This window comes from Paenibacillus humicola, from assembly GCF_028826105.1.
Taxonomy (GTDB): Bacteria; Bacillota; Bacilli; order Paenibacillales; family Paenibacillaceae; genus Paenibacillus_Z; species Paenibacillus_Z humicola.
Genome location: NZ_JAQGPL010000001.1, coordinates 3,008,827 through 3,024,884 on the forward strand (window position 1 = coordinate 3,008,827; position 16,058 = coordinate 3,024,884).

At 54.4% G+C, this 16,058-nt stretch carries 13 protein-coding genes; 11 read left to right on the forward strand and 2 right to left on the reverse strand.

The annotated features are described in order from the left end of the window. Positions 1–122 precede the first annotated feature (122 nt). From PD282_RS13815 to PD282_RS13840, 6 genes are all read left to right on the forward strand, one after another. Positions 123–668, forward strand: coding sequence for a DUF4364 family protein (locus PD282_RS13815; protein ID WP_274651256.1), 546 nt, complete (start codon positions 123–125; stop codon positions 666–668). Then, the gene (locus PD282_RS13820) at positions 665–1,768 is read left to right on the forward strand and encodes a sialidase family protein (protein WP_274651257.1); all 1,104 of its coding nucleotides are present in this window, start codon (positions 665–667) and stop codon (positions 1,766–1,768) included. The genes PD282_RS13815 and PD282_RS13820 overlap by 4 nt, the downstream gene beginning before the upstream one ends. A gap of 151 nt (positions 1,769–1,919) precedes the next feature. Next, complete coding sequence (locus PD282_RS13825; protein WP_274651258.1) at positions 1,920–3,053, forward strand: tyramine oxidase subunit B; 1,134 nt, start codon at positions 1,920–1,922, stop codon at positions 3,051–3,053. 35 nt (positions 3,054–3,088) lie between these two features. After that, positions 3,089–5,782, forward strand: coding sequence for a phosphopyruvate hydratase (gene eno / locus PD282_RS13830; protein ID WP_274651259.1), 2,694 nt, complete (start codon positions 3,089–3,091; stop codon positions 5,780–5,782). Positions 5,783–5,969: 187 nt separating this feature from the next. Further along, positions 5,970–6,992, forward strand: a complete 1,023-nt coding sequence (locus PD282_RS13835; RefSeq protein ID WP_274651260.1) for an N-acetylglucosamine kinase — start codon at positions 5,970–5,972, stop codon at positions 6,990–6,992. 125 nt (positions 6,993–7,117) lie between these two features. Then, positions 7,118–7,990, forward strand: a complete 873-nt coding sequence (locus tag PD282_RS13840) for an NAD-dependent epimerase/dehydratase family protein (protein WP_274651261.1) — start codon at positions 7,118–7,120, stop codon at positions 7,988–7,990. 4 nt (positions 7,991–7,994) lie between these two features. On the opposite strand, the gene PD282_RS13845 is transcribed toward PD282_RS13840, so the two are convergent. Then, entirely contained in the window at positions 7,995–8,897 is a 903-nt protein-coding gene (locus PD282_RS13845; protein ID WP_274651262.1) for an SDR family oxidoreductase, read from the reverse strand. 21 nt (positions 8,898–8,918) lie between these two features. Beyond that, positions 8,919–10,577 (reverse strand): thiamine pyrophosphate-binding protein, encoded by a 1,659-nt coding sequence (locus PD282_RS13850; protein WP_274651263.1) that lies wholly within the window; start codon positions 10,575–10,577, stop codon positions 8,919–8,921. Positions 10,578–10,747: 170 nt separating this feature from the next. On the opposite strand from PD282_RS13850, the gene PD282_RS13855 reads away from it, so the two are divergent. The 5 genes from PD282_RS13855 to PD282_RS13875 all read left to right on the forward strand — a co-directional run bounded on the left by PD282_RS13855 (position 10,748) and on the right by PD282_RS13875 (position 16,056). Beyond that, the gene (locus PD282_RS13855) at positions 10,748–11,146 is read left to right on the forward strand and encodes a hypothetical protein (RefSeq protein WP_274651264.1); all 399 of its coding nucleotides are present in this window, start codon (positions 10,748–10,750) and stop codon (positions 11,144–11,146) included. 3 nt (positions 11,147–11,149) lie between these two features. Then, complete coding sequence (locus PD282_RS13860) at positions 11,150–11,746, forward strand: gluconate 2-dehydrogenase subunit 3 family protein (protein ID WP_274651265.1); 597 nt, start codon at positions 11,150–11,152, stop codon at positions 11,744–11,746. After that, entirely contained in the window at positions 11,743–13,326 is a 1,584-nt protein-coding gene (locus PD282_RS13865; RefSeq protein WP_274651266.1) for a GMC family oxidoreductase, read from the forward strand. The genes PD282_RS13860 and PD282_RS13865 overlap by 4 nt, the downstream gene beginning before the upstream one ends. 231 nt (positions 13,327–13,557) lie before the next feature. Then, positions 13,558–14,814, forward strand: coding sequence for a mechanosensitive ion channel family protein (locus tag PD282_RS13870; RefSeq protein ID WP_274651267.1), 1,257 nt, complete (start codon positions 13,558–13,560; stop codon positions 14,812–14,814). Positions 14,815–14,955: 141 nt separating this feature from the next. Next, complete coding sequence (locus PD282_RS13875; RefSeq protein WP_274651268.1) at positions 14,956–16,056, forward strand: hypothetical protein; 1,101 nt, start codon at positions 14,956–14,958, stop codon at positions 16,054–16,056. Positions 16,057–16,058 lie beyond the last annotated feature (2 nt).

A 16,058-nucleotide genomic window follows, 5' to 3' on the forward strand; every position in this document is an offset into this window, starting at 1 on the left:
TAAAATATCCTACCAATTCGGCTTTTGGCGATGGGAGCGAATTTATTCATTCTCGACTGCGCGGGCGTATATTACCTATCATTACAACAAGGCAAACTATGGAGTGGAAAGGATGGATCATCATGACGAGCCAGGAATCGTATGTTCTGTGCGCTTTAGCGCAGATGGATCAGCTGAGCGTGGAAGAGCTTTCACGTTTTTTATTTGAAACCGGCCTTGTCGCGGAAACCGATCTCAGGCTGCCGCTTACCTCTCTCAAGGAGCAGGGACTTGTCTGCCAGGCCGTGAATTTGCGCGGTCTCGTCTACGAAATCACGAACGACGGCCGGAGCTTGGCGAGCGGCGACGCGGAGCTTGCGGGGATCAAAACGGACGTAGCCGCCAAAAGCGCGGTGTACAGGCGTGTCTTTGAACAGGAGAAAGACTATATTGCCCAGTACACCGAGTCGTCCACCGGGGTTGTTCCCGTATTCCTTTCAATCCGCGACGGCTCAAGGATTGTCCTCAAAATCAATATTATCATCAGGGATATAGGCACCGCGAAAAAAATATGCTCCGGCTGGATGAGCAGCTCCGGGCGCGCATTTGACGCCGTATGGCAGGCCATCGCCGGAGATGAGCCGGATCCGGGCTTTTGGACAAGCCGGCCGAAGGAGGAGAAAGCATGAAGCTTCCCGTCTGGAAGGAGGGGCTCGCTTACCCCCAACCATCCGAAATGTCTTATCCCGGCGGCATGACAAGGATACTCGCGCACGATGGACGGCGCGATCTGCTGCCCTTTCTTCACGATTGCACGATCACCTCGCATGAAGGCAGGTTGTATTTGGGCTGGTATAACTCCACCGATGCGGAAATTTGCGGTTCTTCCCTGATCCGCGGACGCTATTCCGAGGACGGAGGGGAGAGCTGGTCGGAGGTATTCAACGTGGTGGGCGAGATCGGCAGCGCCGAGGAGCATTTTGTGCCGGCAAGCTTCTTTGTACACGAAGGCAAACTGTATTCGCTGATTACCGAGATGGGCGGCAAAAATTTATCGATTTCGCTTGACCTGTTCCAGGCTCCGGAGACTTCGCTTGACGAATGGGAAAGAGTCTCCGTCCTATCCGGAGGGTTTCTCAGCAATTCTTCCCCCATTCCGATGGATACGGGCGATTACATTGCCGGCGTCTGGATGCCGCTGAAAGGGGACACTCCCGCTTTTCCGGCCGTGCTCATCAGTCAGGGCGCGGACATCGCGAAGCCGTGGCGCTGCTCTTTCCTGTATGATCCGCTCGCTCCGGACGCCGTGAAGATCAGGTGCCCCGAGATTACATTGATCGTGCAAGGAAGCGCTGTCACTGCCTATGTCCGTAATGACGAGGGCAAGCATGGCGATCTCACATGCGGACCGTCCTTTGTCTTTACAAGCGAGGATTACGGCGAGAGCTGGTCGAAGCCGGCCCGAATGACCGCCATGCCGGTCGGAAACTCCAAAATGTTCGCAGGTATCCTGTCCGACGGCAGGCGCTACTTGATTTACAACAACGATCAGGGCTACTTTAAACGAGGTCTGCTCTGTATGGCTCTCTCCGAACCGGGAGAGGTGGAATACACGAAAGTTTATAAGTTATTCGAAGACAAGGCTGCGGAACTCGACAATCGAGTAGGCGTCTGGTTTTATCCCTGCGCCTGCGAGCAGGAAGGAATCCTGTATATCGCCTGTACTCTGCAGGAGCCCGATGGCGTAAGAAGCGCCGTCATCGCCAGGATTCCAGTGGACACGATATAAGCGCCAACCCTGGATTCGCTCATATATCGCCCTCAAAAATCGGTCAAAAAAGTCAAAAAATAAGTAGCCCCCTGTCGCAGGGGAATAAACCAGCAATAGGGGGCACACGTCGCCATTCATCTTTCTTTAAGGCTCGAAAGGAGAAAACAATTTGGGCAAGAGAACAGAGTTCCTATATATGTCCGAACCGGATGTCATCAAAGCTGGCGTTCTGGATGTGAAAAGGTGCGTGAATAACGCAGAAGAGGTGTTCAAGCTTTTAGTGCAAGGCGACTATCTGATGGGGGGAAACAATCATAACAATCACGGGATGTACATTGTTTTCCCGAAAGATACATCATTTCCCAACATGCCGGTTGCCGGGCCGGATCGCCGCTTTGTTGCTATGCCTGCCTATCTTGGCGGGCGTTTTGATCTATGCGGACAGAAATGGTACGGCTCAAATGCAGAAAACAAAAAAGCGGGTCTCCCGCGGTCCGTCCTGATGCTTACGCTGAATAATAAAAGCACCGGCGAGCCTTTAGCCTATATGAGCGCTAATCTGATCAGTGCCGCCCGTACCGGCGCGGTCCCTGCCGTCGGCGCCCGCTACCTCGCGCGTAAGGATTCCAAAATTCTCGCTCTTGTTGGCTGCGGCCCTATCGGCAAAGCCTGCTTTGAAGCGATTATAACTGAGCTTCCGAATGTTGGGAAGGTGATTTGCCATAACCGCTCTGAAGCAAAAGCCGTTTCGCTTGCAAGCTATATCAAAAAAAATTACGGCCTGAATGCCGCCGTTGAAAACGATTTGGAATCTGCCGCCCGTGAAGCGGATGTGATTTCTGTCGCCGCCTCCCGTACCGCTCCCCTGCATTTTAAACACGAATGGATCAAGCCGGGTTGTACCCTACTTGCCTCCGGTCCTCTCCAGTGCGATGAAACGCTTTGGATGGACACCGATATCGTTTATGACCATATCGGTTTGCACCAAGCCTATGTAGAAGAGGCCATCGAATCCGGTGACAAGGACGAATATTACAACGGCGTAATCGGCGGTCCCATCTATCGTCTTATTGATGCCGGCAGGAAACCGGCCCTTGATGATTCCATCAGCATCGGCCAGGTCATTACCGGGGAAAAACAGGGCCGTATCAGCGATAAGCAAATCATTTGCTTTGTTTCATGCGGGATGTCCGTATTTGACCTGGGTCTCGGATACGATCTTTATCGGACTGCGCTCGAGAAGGGAATCGGTCAGAAGCTGCTGCTCTGGGAGAGTCCGAAACAGTGTGAAGAAAACGAGTAGCTCTATTGAGATGGATGTCGATAAGGAGATTCGGAATGAAGGCCAAAATAAAAAACAGACACGTCCTGCTGTCGCATGGCGACGTCGAAAGCAGAAAAATCGTTCTTGACATTGCGGATAAGACACTGCAGCAGCTTGACGCTTACGAGCGAATCAAAAGTATCGCTCATATGGAGGATCATATCCTTTGGATCGGAAGCCGTAAATGGGACCTTTCCAAAAAACGCAGCGTCTTTCTGATCGGTGCGGGTAAAGCCTGCAATCACATGGCGATGGCAGTGGAGGAGATTCTCGGCGATCATCTTACACTTGGTATTGCGATCGTGAAGATTTCCGAGGAGACGGATATTTTTCGTAAGACAAACGTTTATGTAGGCGGTCATCCGCTTCCTAACGAAGAAGGATTACGCGCCTGCCGGGAAATATTAAAAATCGTTGATCATGCATCCTCCGACGACCTTTTTATTGTTGTGATGAGCGGCGGAAGTTCAGCTCTTATGAGTTACCCGATTGACGGGATAACGCTTCAGGATGAGATCGACACAACCGATATCATGCTGAAGTCCGGATGCGGCATCTACGAAATAAACGCCATTCGCAGACATATTTCCCGGATGAACGGCGGCGTGCTGGCCAAACGGATCCAAGCCCGCGGCGCCGAGTTGATCGGCTTCGGTATCAGCGATGCGGTTGGTACGCCTGCCACCCGTAATATAGGTGAACCGTATCCGGATTATAGAGGCACCCCCATGGGACCGGACCAGACCACGCTGGAAGATGCAAGGCGGGTCATACGCGATTACGATGTCAAGGACCGGCTGCCCAAAGCAGTTGTGGACTACCTCCTAAATGCCGGTCCAGAAGGGGAAACGCCGAAGGCTTTTTCTGAAAATACCTACTTTCTCATTAACAGTCTGCCCGATTCTTGTCTGTATGCAAAGAAAGCGGCAGAGGAGATGGGGATTCCTGCTGCCATTCTTTCCTCCTTCATCGAGGGTGAAAGCAAGGATGTGGGAACGGTATTTGCCTCTATTGCCCGTGAAATCCAGCATAGCGGCAATCCTATCGCGGCTCCTTGCGTCGTGCTGAGCTCCGGCGAAGCGACCACAAAAATTGTAGACAATTCACAAATTAAGGGGCATGGCGGTCCCGGTCAGGAGCTCACGCTCAGTTTTGCGATTGCCGCTCAGAAGGTACCCGGCTGCGCTCTGCTTTCCATCGACACGGAAGGAACCGACGGAACGACCAAGGTAGCCGGAGGCATTACAGATTCCCAAAGCTTTGCGAATGCTTGCGAAAAAGGAATTGATATGTATGCGTCCTTGCACGGCCACGCGTGCTTTGAAGCGCTTGAAGAGATTGGAGATACGGTCTTTACCGGAAACACGGGCACCAATCTGTGTGATTTGAACATTATGTACGTTCCTGCCCTTCCCGGAAAGACCGAAACAAAGCATGGCATCCGGATCAGATCCGTTCATGCTCGCCAGCTAATCGACTGCAAGTGCAGACCCATGGTCGAGGTTGAAGTCGTTACGGAAGACGGATCGATGGGTACCGGTTCCGCTCCCACCGGCAGTTCCGTGGGGAAGCACGAGTCCTGGGTGCTTCGTGACGGCAACCCGAAAGAATACGACGGTCTCAGCGTTCACAAGGCTGTTGCGAACATCAATGAAATAATCGCTCCCAAATTGATAGGGTTGGATGTAACCGACCAAAAGATGCTTGATCAGGTGATGATTGACCTTGACGGCACCCCGGATAAGCATATTCTTGGCGGCAACGCGATTTACAGCGTTTCCGTCGCCTGCTACCGTGCGGCGGCTGCGACTAAACACCGTCCGCTCTATGATTTAATTTCCGGAGGACATATCAAAACCGTTCCCATTCCATCATTTAACGTGATTAACGGCGGCAAAAACGGTGGCATTACGCAGGCCTTCAACGAATTCATCGTCATGCCTTATCGCGCTGACGACATTGAGGAAGCTGTGGAAATAGCAGTCAAAGTATTTCAGAAACTCGGCCATGTGATAAGGATATACACCGGCGCCGAACCTGCCGTCGGGCAGTCGTACGGCTGGGCGGCCCCCTCCGAAGACCCCGAGGTATGCCTTGACCTGATCCAAAAAGCCATCGATCTATGCGGCTATGCCGATAAATGTGCATTTGCGCTGGATTGCGCGTTGAGCGAAATGTACGATGCCAAAACCAACCGCTATTATCTGAACGGAAAAGCCGTGACCCGTGACGAGGTTATCCGCTATATCAAGTACCTTACAGAAAAATATAATTTTGTATTCATTGAAGACATTTTGGACGAGAACGATTGGGAAGGGTATGAAAAAGCGCATCAGGAAATTACTCGTACGCTTATCCTTGCCGACGATCTTACCGTTTCAAACAAAGCCCGTATTTTGCGCGCGTATAAGACGAATTCCATCGACGGCTTCATACTGAAGCCTAACCAGGTCGGTACGATCAGCGAGGCGCTTGAAGCTCACAACTTCGCAGAAGCTCACGGGCTGCACTCGATCACTTCCGGGCGTTCCGGCGGTGTCATCGACGATGTTGTCATGGATATGGCAGTCGGACTGCAGATCCCTTTTATTAAAAACGGCTGTCCCCGCTCCGGCGAGCGGATTGAAAAGTTGAACTTCCTGATGAGGGTGAAGGATAAATACCCCGGGAGTCAAATGGCCAAAATCGACCGATTAGTGAAATTTTAATACAAACGAGTCCGAAATCGTATGTTCGGTGTGCATTGGCGCAAATGGATCGGAAATGACTTTAGTCGTGCTAGGAAGCGCTGTCGATGTGTGTTCGTAATGATCGCCAAGATTCCAGCGGACCCTAACTCACGGCTAAGCGCGCATACCCGCTGAACGTGTTCAGTAAAAAAATGGAGTGTTAATCATGTCATTGATATTAGCTGTTGATCTGGGCGGCACGAAAGCCCATACGATCGTCGCCGACCGCCAAGGCCATATTCTGGGCTTTGGAGACGACAAGGAATGGGTATACGAGGCTCTGGAAAGACGCATTTTTAAAATGGTACGTATCCGTTTCGCCGCGGACAAAGCTCTCGCCGACGCAGGCTTGCCTCTGTCGAAAATCGACCGGGTATCCGCCAGCTGTTCCGGTGCGGACTGGCCGTTTGAACTGCCGATTGGCGTCAGACAGCTTCGCGAGACATTGGGCGTCCAGAATGTTACTTACGTTAACGACTGCATAGGCGCGCTTCGGGGCGGCACGGAAATGATCGGACGCGATTGCGCCGTGATCTGCTTGGGCACAGGCGCCAATTGCGCGGTCTTTAACAAGGACGGCAAAAGTTATGAGTATGCCTATTACTTAAAGAACATCCATCAGGGCGGCGAAGCCATCGGCCGCTTTATTGTAGACGCTGTGGTGGACGCCAGCGTCGGTCTTGCACCGCCAACCGAACTGACGCGCCTTTTGCTGGATTTTACGGGTTTTTCCTCCGTCGAAGAGTTTTATATGCTTTGTACGACGGGCCGGACCGAAGACGAGCCTCCCAAACAGCCGGTGTATAAGGAGTTCTGCCCGCTGCTTTTTGAGGCCATACGTCTCGGAGACGCCGTGTCGCTGCAGTACATTGACCAATTTTGCGCCGCTTTGGCTAATTATGTGGTGGTTGCCGCAAAAAAACTGAGTATCGTTGACAGGCCGCTGCCTGTGGTCATTTCGGGAGGCGTGTGCAAGGGCGACAATATCATTCAGGAGCTTATTGAAAAACACCTCAAGGAAAAAGTGCCCAAGGCATACTGTATAAACGCGCGGTTCGAACCGGTCGTCGGGGCGCTGTTACTGGATCTGGATCGCATATATCCGCAGGGTATACCCGAAGATGTTATGAAAACGCTTGAACGCTGCTGCACCGAACGGAAGCTTTTCCGGGACGAAAAGAACGGATAGCATCCATCCAGTATCTCTCTTGTTTCCAAACAGGAAGTTGAGGGTTCCGTAACGAATTGAGTAATCGTGCATAACGCTGGCATTAACGCCGCAATCCAAATTCCAATAACGAGAGAGGTTATCTTATGAAGGTACTGGTTACCGGCGCGTCCGGCAACGGAGGTCAAGCGGTTTGCCGCGAGCTGATTCGGCAAGGATTGTCGGTCAGGATGGCGGATGTTATGCCTCCGCCTTCGGAGGATCTGGCGGGAGTCGAATTTATCCGGTACGATGCAAGATCCCCGGGCGATGCGCGCCGCGCGGCGGAGGGTGTGGACGCCGTTGTTCATCTCGCCGCTTGGCACTGCGCCCATCAGCCGCCGGTCAGCGACGAAACGATCTTTGCCGTCAATGTCGACGGCACGTTCCATATGCTCGAGGCATGCCGGCAAGAGGGCATCAAGGCGATCGTCTACGCATCGTCGATGGCTTACGGCTGGTGGTCCGTGTATGGAGTCAGTAAAGTTATCGGTGAAGACCTGTGCAAAGCTTACCATGAAATGACCGGCGCTTCGATCGCCATGCTTCGGTACCACGAATTCATTCCACGGCCGTATCTGGAATACGGGGAACGGCTGCTTCGCAACGGCGTGGACCGGAGAGATGTGGCAGCGGCCACGGCGGCATCCGTCAAAGCGGCGCTGGAGAAGCGTTTCGGACTGTTCCGGACGATCGTTCACACCGACCACGGGATGCCGTCCGACGTCGTCCAGAATTTTGGCAAGCTCGGTCCGGATTGGTGCGAGTCGCGCGTCCCGGGCGCGAGACGTTTGATCGAGAAGTACAAGCTGAACCTTCCCGCGCAGGTCGAACAGCATGACCTGTCCGAAGCGGAGAGGACGCTGGGCTGGAAACCGAAATACGGCTTTCCGGAATTTTTGCGGGATCTGAAGGAGAGAGACGAACGCGGGCTCGACGTCGAGCGGCTATGGGTACCGTCCGAAATGCCTTCGTTGTAATCCCTTAACCGTTCACGACCACGCCTCCGGTGACATGAAGGAACTGGCCCGAAACGTAAGATGAATCCTGCGAAGCCAAATAAACGTATGCCGGCGCGACCTCGAAAGGCTGTCCCGCACGTTTCATCGGCGTTTTGCCGCCCCAGTTTGCGACTTGATCGGCAGGGAAGGAAGCCGGAATGAGCGGCGTCCAAATGGTACCGGGAACGACGCCGTTGACGCGAATCCCTTTGCCGGCTAACGACTTGGACAGCGAACGCGTAAAGGAGACGATGGCCCCTTTCGTAGCGGAATAATCCATCAGCAGCTCGTTCCCCTCGTAGGCGGTCAGGGAGGCGGCATTAATAATGGCGCTTCCCGGTTTCAAGTGCGGCAAAGCGGCCTTGGTCAAGTAGAAGACGGAATAAAAATTCGTCCGGAACGTCTTCTCCATCTGTTCGGACGTAATATGTTCCAGGCCGTTTTGCACATGCTGCTCAGCCGCATTGTTGACCAGAATATCCAATTTACCGAATTGCGCCAGCGTCTTCTCCACTACCTGGTAGCAGAACGATTCGTCTCCGATATCGCCGGCCAAATTCAAGCAGCGGCGGCCGATTTTCTCGACGGCCTGTTTGGTTTCTTCCGCATCGGCATGCTCGTTCAAATAGACAATAACGACATCCGCGCCTTCCTTGGCGTAAGCAACGGCGATCGCGCGTCCCTGACCGCTGTCTCCGCCGGTAATGATCGCGACCTTGTCCTGTAACTTTCCGCTTCCGGCATAAGCCGGATTATCAAAGATCGGCCGCGGATTCATTAACGACTCGATCCCGGGCTGCGCATCTTGATGCTGGGGCGGATAAGGGGGGGAGGGAGGCGTTGGCGCTCCCGCCGAACCGGAAGCCGCTTGCGATGGTTGGTTCATGGGTATCGTTTCTCCTTATGGCTATTTTTTGTAATCGGGATGGGGAATGCGGGCCGTCTCAACGCTCAGCAATGCCGGTCCGCTCAAGCTTCGAATCGAAGCGAGCGCCTCGTCCAGTTCATCTCCGTTTTGGATTCGCTGCGCATGCCAGCCGCATGCCCTCGCGATTTGAACAAAATCCGGATTCGAGATTGCGGTTCCTTCCGGCTCAAGGCCTTTCATGATCATCTTGTCGCGTTCCATCTGCAGCGTGCCGTTGTCAAAAACGATCGCGACGATCGCCAGCCCGTATCGCGCGGCAGTCAGCAGATCCGCCAACACCATGCCCAAACCGCCGTCGCCCGTAATGCAGACGACCTGTTTATGCGGATCGATCAGCTTTGCCGCCATCGCGGCCGGCAAGCCGAAGCCCATGGTCCGCCAGCGGCCTGACAGCAGCACCTGCTGCCGGCGGGCGGCGAAGCTGCGCAAAAACCAAAGCGTGGAGTCCCCTTCGTCCAAAGCGATGATAGCTTCGTCGTCAAGGTGCCGCTCAAGTTCACGAATAATGCCCGCAGGATGAAGCGGCGTCGCCGTCTGCTCTTTCTCTCCTTCGCTTTGCTCCTTCCAAATTTGTTTGCAGTGCTTGACCCGGTTCATCCACTCAGGCTGTACCGTATAATTATCAAGCTCTGCAGCCATCCGCGTCAGCATAACCGATAGGTCGCCCGCCAGCTCGATTTCGACAGGCAGGGTAGCATCGTAGATATCCGGCCGGACGGCGAGATGAATCACCCGCGCATGACTTGGAACGCTCCGTTCCGGCCACCAATCGGTCTCAAGGACAAGCACAACGTCCGAATCCTTGAACAGCTCGGTCAGGTAAGGATTGCCGCCTTCACCAAGACCGTTTAACAGCTGCGGATGGTCATCCGGGAAGATGCCTGCCGCTCCGTAGCCCATCGCAAGGCCGCAGCTCCAAGCCTCGGCAAACGCTTGGAGGGGATCGCGGTGCCGGAGGGCTCCTCCGCCTACAAGCATCATCGGTTTTTGGGCGGTTCGAATGATCTCGATCGCCTTCGTTAACCCGTCCGGATCGAGGACAGGAGCGGACTGCAGCGGCGGCGGCTCGGGCCGGTTCTTCGTCACCAAATGAAAGAGATCACCGGGAATGGACAAATGCACCGGCGTACGATTGGACAGCGCGATTTTGTGTGCCTGCTTGAGTGCGGGAATAATGGCGTCCGGATGAACGACCAATTGGCTCGAGCCCGTAACGGACTGGACCATCGACTGTTGATTAACAGACTGTTTATACGGCGTCCCGAGCTTGTCAAGCGGAGCGTGCCCGGTTATGGCCAGTACCGGCGCCTTGTCCATGAAAGCATCCCCTAGGCCTGTCAGAAGATTCGCGAGTCCCGGTCCCATCTGCGCGATGCAGACGGACAGCTGTCCCGTCAGCTTCGCCTCGGCCGAGGCCATCATCGAGGCAACCGATTCGTGTTTTACGGAAATGAACGCCAGGTCGTCCTGCTTCGCCAGCGCATCCAACAGGCCGAATATGGCATCCCCGGCAACGCCGTAAATCCTTCTGACCCCCCATAACCGAAGCTGACGAAGAATCGTCTCCGCCACGGTGAGCGAAGGCGGATCTGAATGGGGGAGAGCCGGTTCAATCGCCGTCGTCTTCGTTTCTGCCAACACGCGTACCTCCCCGCGGGAAATTCCAGAATTGCCAACCGGAAACATGGAAATCATCGGGATTAGTATGTCATCGCGCCTTCATTTTATACTGAAAATGGATAGAAAATATATTCAATGGTAAATATACTTCCGAGCTCAAGAAATCATCGCGAAGCGAGGTAGGGAGTATGTACTGGGAGCATTGGTCGTTGGATCGAGTTGTGATCCTGTTTGTCGGTCTGGCTTTTCTATTGCTGGGCATCCAGGTCACGTTGTTCCATTACCGGCAAAACTTTCACCAAAAATCGATGTGGGTGCCCGTCATTTTATCCCCCGTTTTTTTCGTGGCGGCAATCGTGCTCGTTTGGTACAACGCGCAGTGGCTTCGTACCGTGTTTAACGTGCTTATGTGGCTTGGCGTCGTATCCGGACTGATCGGGTTCTATTTTCATTTTCGGGGCGTGGGGATTCGCGTCGGCGGGTACGCGCTCCGAAATTTCCTGATCGGGCCGCCTGTCATACTGCCCTTAATGTTCTCGGCGCTCAGTGCCCTCGGACTGATCGCTTTGTGCTGGGAGGGGATGTAAACCGTGACGCAGAAGACGCATTATCCGTCCTTCAACGTGATGGACGAGCAGGACGCATGGGACGACCATACGCAATCCATTGTCGAAAGCCGAACAACCGCATCCCCGCAGCACCGGTTTTTGAGCAAACAGGAAGCCGGGATGCTTTCGGTCATGTGCAGCCTGCTGATGAACGATCAGAGCCCGGGCGTCATTCGTTTTATGCTCCATCATTTTGACGAGACGCTGCATGCCTCACCCGGTGAAAGCCAGCGCAAGCAGGGGGTCCCGCCGGGAAAGGATTTGATCCGACAGGGACTTCAAGCTCTTGAGCAATACGCAAGGCGAAGCTTCGCCGCTTCGTTTCTCGAATTGGAGAACGAGGCGCAGAAGCAGCTTCTGCAGGCCGTAAGCCAGGGGAAAGCGGAGCCGGCGTCGGATTGGATAAACGCGCCGCAGCAGCCGTTTTTTCAGAAGGTGCTTGGCTTGGCCGTTGAATCGTACTGCTCTCACCCGCAGGTATGGTCGGAGATCGGTTACGCGGGACCCGCTTATCCGCGCGGCTATGTGCGTGTACAGCTCGGTCAACTGGATCCGTGGGAGGCGAAGAAGGAGCTATGAACCGTACTTACGGAAACGAAGAAGTCGATGTCGTCATCGTCGGGGCAGGCGCCGCCGGCGGCGTATTGGCCAAAGAGCTGAGCGAAGCCGGGATGAGCGTCGTAGTGCTGGATGCCGGACCTTTCCGCGACCCGCAGAAGGACTTTGCCAGCGATGAGCTGGCCATGAAGTCGCTGGGCTGGCAGGATACCCGCATCGTCGACGGCAGCGACCCGTTAACGATGGGGCACAACAACTCCGGCCGCGGGATCGGGGGCGGGACGACGCATTTCACCGGCGTTTTCCTCCGGTTTCACGATGCCGATTTTAAAGCGAAATCGTGGGACGGCGTTGGCGAGGATTGGCCGATCGGCTATGAGGATCTTGAGCCCTATTATTCGCGCAACGAGAAGGAAATCGCCGTATCCGGCCCCAAGCAATTTCCCTGGGGAAATTACCATGGCCCGTATCCTTATCCGGAACGGGAACCGCTCAGTCCGAACGCTTATATGTTCATGAACGGCTGCGAAAAGCTTGGCATACGCTCCTCCGTGGCGCCGCTCGCCATTTTATCCGCGCCGTTCGAAGGCCGTCCGCCGTGCATCAACCGCGGCTTTTGCAACCAAGGCTGCATGCCCGACGCCAAATTCAGCACGTTAATCGTACATATACCGAAGGCGATCAAGGCCGGTGCCGAAGTTCTGGCGGATTGCATGGTCACGCGGGTGCTGATGGGGAAGGACGGGAGGGCCCGGGGAGTTGCGTTCGTTCATGACGGCAAAAGCTACGAGCAGAAGGCGAGGCTGGTCATTCTCAGCGCTTTCGTCGTGGAGACGCCGCGCCTCTTGCTGAACTCCGCCACCGCGGATTTTCCGGACGGGCTGGCCAACAGCAGCGGCATGGTCGGGAAGGCCATTATGGTGCACAGCAGCCACGACGTCTATGCCAAGTTTGATTACGAAATCAGGTTGTACAAAGGAACGCCGGTACTCGCGACGACACAGGATTTTTACCGGACCGACCCGAATCGCGGATTCGCCCGGGGGTACACGCTTCATTCACACGGCGTCAGGCCGGTTAGTTTTGCGAGCGGCGTTGCCAAAGCGCAGGGAGGACCGATCTGGGGCGAACGACTGCGGGAAGCCCTGCTGAATTACAATTATTACGGACGAATCACGTTGGTCGGCGAAGTGCTGCCCGACGAACGCAACCGGGTTACTTTGGCCGATGAAAAGGACGAGTACGGGATGCCGCGCGCGAAAGTCACGTTCAGCTACGGGGATAACGACAAGATGCTGATCGATCACGCCGTGCGCACGATGAGCTCCATTCTGGAGGCCGAAGGCGGCAAAACGGAATTCGTCGTCCCCGATACGGCGCATTTGATGGGAGGATGCCGAATGGGCGGCAATCCTCGTTCCTCCGTGGTCAACTCGTACGGGCAGTCGCACGATATCGACAATCTGTTTATTTGCGATGCAAGCCTGTTCGTGACCTCCGGGGGAGGAAATCCGACGAATACCGTAATGGCGCTAGCGCTCCGGACGGCAGATTATATCAAGGAAAAAGCAAAAAAACTGGAATTTCAATCCAGACGATAGACGACGGCGGTCACGTTGTAAAATAGCTTCGCTTATCCGGGTTCCTGACGATATGAATGCTGCGTATCCGCTGGTTTTCGCCATGCATCAGCAGGACGCTCCCGGGCTGTGTCCATCCTCCCGAAAACGTTGACGGGGGAGGGCCGCATCCGGTAACATATGACATAACATCTCCCACTGCGCATTGAACTCATGCGCGCCAAGTGGGTCTTTCTTTTTAAGGGGGCGAATATGGAATTTCTTAAAGCTTTACTGGAGGATCTTGGAGTCCGGGCCGGTATGGCGGTCTATCTGTCCAACGCGATCATGGTTGCCGGAATCGCCGCGCTGAGCGTCGCAGCGTATTTTATCACCAAGTGGACCGTGCAGAAAGTATTGGCCCATTATATTCGAAACAACCGGATAACGTGGGATAATTATTTGCTGGAACGGAAGGTTTTTCAGAAGCTTGCCCATATGGTTCCAGCCATTCTCATCTACTCCTTTTCCTACATGTTTCCCGCGTATCAGCATTTGATCGTAAAAGGCATCGCCGTCTATATGATTGTCGTCATGATTTTCGTGTTGAACGCTTTCCTGAACGCTTTGAACGACATTTACGTTACCTTCGAGGTATCCAAGGCGAGACCGATTCGAGGCTATATTCAGGTCGTCAAAATTTTTATTTTCATTATCGGCGGCATACTGGTCATCTCCAATCTGATTGGCGAAAGTCCCCTCATTCTGCTCAGCGGGATCGGCGCATTGTCGGCGGTCATGATGCTCATTTTCAAAGATTCCATCCTGGGCCTGGTGGCGGGCGTACAGCTGACTTCCAACGACATGGTGCGCGTCGGCGACTGGATTGAGATGCCGAAGTATGGTGCGGACGGCGACATTACCGATATTTCCTTGAATACGGTCAAAGTGCAGAATTGGGATAAAACGATTACGACCATCCCGACGTACGCACTGGTCTCCGATTCCTTCAAAAACTGGCGGGGCATGCAGGCTTCGGGCGGCCGGCGTATCAAGCGCTCGGTCTTCATCGACATGAGCAGCATCATGTTCTGCAGTCCTGACATGATCGAAAAATTCAAAAAAATTCATTTGCTGACCGACTATATCGCCGGAAAAGAAAACGAAATCGAGCGGTACAACGAAGAGAACGGAATCGACCGGTCCGTTCGCGTGAACGGAAGAGCGCTGACGAATATCGGCGTCTTCAGAGCGTATGTTGAGCGGTATATCGAGCATCACCCGAATATCCATCAAGGCATGACGAAGATCGTCAGACAGCTGGCCCCCGGGGAAACCGGGTTGCCTTTGGAAATCTACGCCTTCACGAACTCAACCGCCTGGGTCGTGTACGAAGAGGCGCAGTCGGACATTTTCGACCATATCCTCGCCGTCGCACCGGAGTTCGGACTCCGGGTGTTCCAGAATCCGACCGGGCATGATTTGAAAAATGCGGTGGAGCGGGAGAGAGTGTACGTGAAGGGGGATTAACCGCCTGGAGGTCCGGTGGTCTTATTGAGCTACCGAACTTGATCGCTGCTGTCATGGATAGGATTTTTTTGGATATCGCGAAACATTCAGATTCTTAATGCGTACCATTCATTACACTAAGAATTGGAGGAGGAATAACCCATGGGGTTGTTCGACAGAATCCGGGAAAGCTTGACTGGGGAAAAATATTGTCCGATTGAGCATTTGGAGAGCTTCAAAAGATTGGGCGAGCAGGTCTATTCACTCCATGTGGAGCTTGCAGAAAACGACTCCCCGCGCGCACTTGCGCTGGTGCAGGCGGCCAGAAGCGTTCAGACGATGGCGGATGCGATGCTCGGCGACGCCTTTTCGGAGGATAAGCCGAAGCCCGTCCCCATCGTGTCGCACGATCAGGCTGACGTCTGGTACGGGATGATTCCCGATATTATGATTGGGGCCAGACAGGAGGCTTCCTTTCCGAACTCGACGCGGCTTACGCTGCCGATTCGGCTAGGCAATCAGGTCGATGGCCCGGAGCCTTGTCCGGTGGCACATCTGTCAGGACTCCGCCGGGCCGCTGCCGGCATGGAGGAGCTTCTATCCATGGAGGTGGAAACGGCCCGTGCGGAGAAGGAAAGGTTCAGGGATGCCATTTTGCTTTACGAAGAAGCTAGAACTCGGAAACAATCGGGCGATTCCATCGTAGGCACCATCACGAATGGACGGCGCGTATCCGCGGAAAGCCATGAAGACGCCGAGAAGCAGTATTGGATGGCGCTAACGAGCTATATTCTGGTGGCGCAGGGGCTTAAGGCTCCGGATTTGCTCAAGGGAGTCCGATCGGGAACGGATTTTGAAGCACGGCCGCAGGCGCGGAAGTGCAAGCTGGATTCCAGCGATATTTGGAAGGTGACCTCTCACCTGGCGATCCGTGATATCAAGCAGGCCGGTGAATGGGAGCAGGCCGTGCACGACCTGGAGGAGCACTGGGAGCTGTTCAATGAGACGCCGGTCGAACGCGAATATGAATCGACGGTCGAGGAGCTGCTGAAGAAGGGCGATATCGAAGAAACCGCCTACTGGTACTGCTGTCCGTTCCCATCCGTCTATCGTGTCCGCGCGGAGTCCGTAAGAGTACTGGGAAAACTCATTCCGAGAGGTCACGTCATGGTGTTCGAATACGGGGACGACGGCGCGCCGGGACAATTCATTACGAGAGCTTCCTTCCAAACGGCGGATTCGCGGCAGTACTGCGAGGATTAGGC

Bases quoted from the DNA above. Each gene is read 5' to 3' on its own strand.
- PD282_RS13870 (WP_274651267.1), top strand. From the start codon at position 13,558: ATGGAATTTCTTAAAGCTTTACTGGAGGATCTTGGAGTCCGGGCCGGT.
- PD282_RS13815 (WP_274651256.1), top strand. From the start codon at position 123: ATGACGAGCCAGGAATCGTATGTTCTGTGCGCTTTAGCGCAGATGGAT.
- PD282_RS13835 (WP_274651260.1), top strand. From the start codon at position 5,970: ATGTCATTGATATTAGCTGTTGATCTGGGCGGCACGAAAGCCCATACG.
- eno (WP_274651259.1), top strand. From the start codon at position 3,089: ATGAAGGCCAAAATAAAAAACAGACACGTCCTGCTGTCGCATGGCGAC.
- PD282_RS13820 (WP_274651257.1), top strand. From the start codon at position 665: ATGAAGCTTCCCGTCTGGAAGGAGGGGCTCGCTTACCCCCAACCATCC.
- PD282_RS13840 (WP_274651261.1), top strand. From the start codon at position 7,118: ATGAAGGTACTGGTTACCGGCGCGTCCGGCAACGGAGGTCAAGCGGTT.
- PD282_RS13855 (WP_274651264.1), top strand. From the start codon at position 10,748: ATGTACTGGGAGCATTGGTCGTTGGATCGAGTTGTGATCCTGTTTGTC.
- PD282_RS13845 (WP_274651262.1), bottom strand. From the start codon at position 8,897: ATGAACCAACCATCGCAAGCGGCTTCCGGTTCGGCGGGAGCGCCAACG.
- PD282_RS13875 (WP_274651268.1), top strand. From the start codon at position 14,956: ATGGGGTTGTTCGACAGAATCCGGGAAAGCTTGACTGGGGAAAAATAT.
- PD282_RS13865 (WP_274651266.1), top strand. From the start codon at position 11,743: ATGAACCGTACTTACGGAAACGAAGAAGTCGATGTCGTCATCGTCGGG.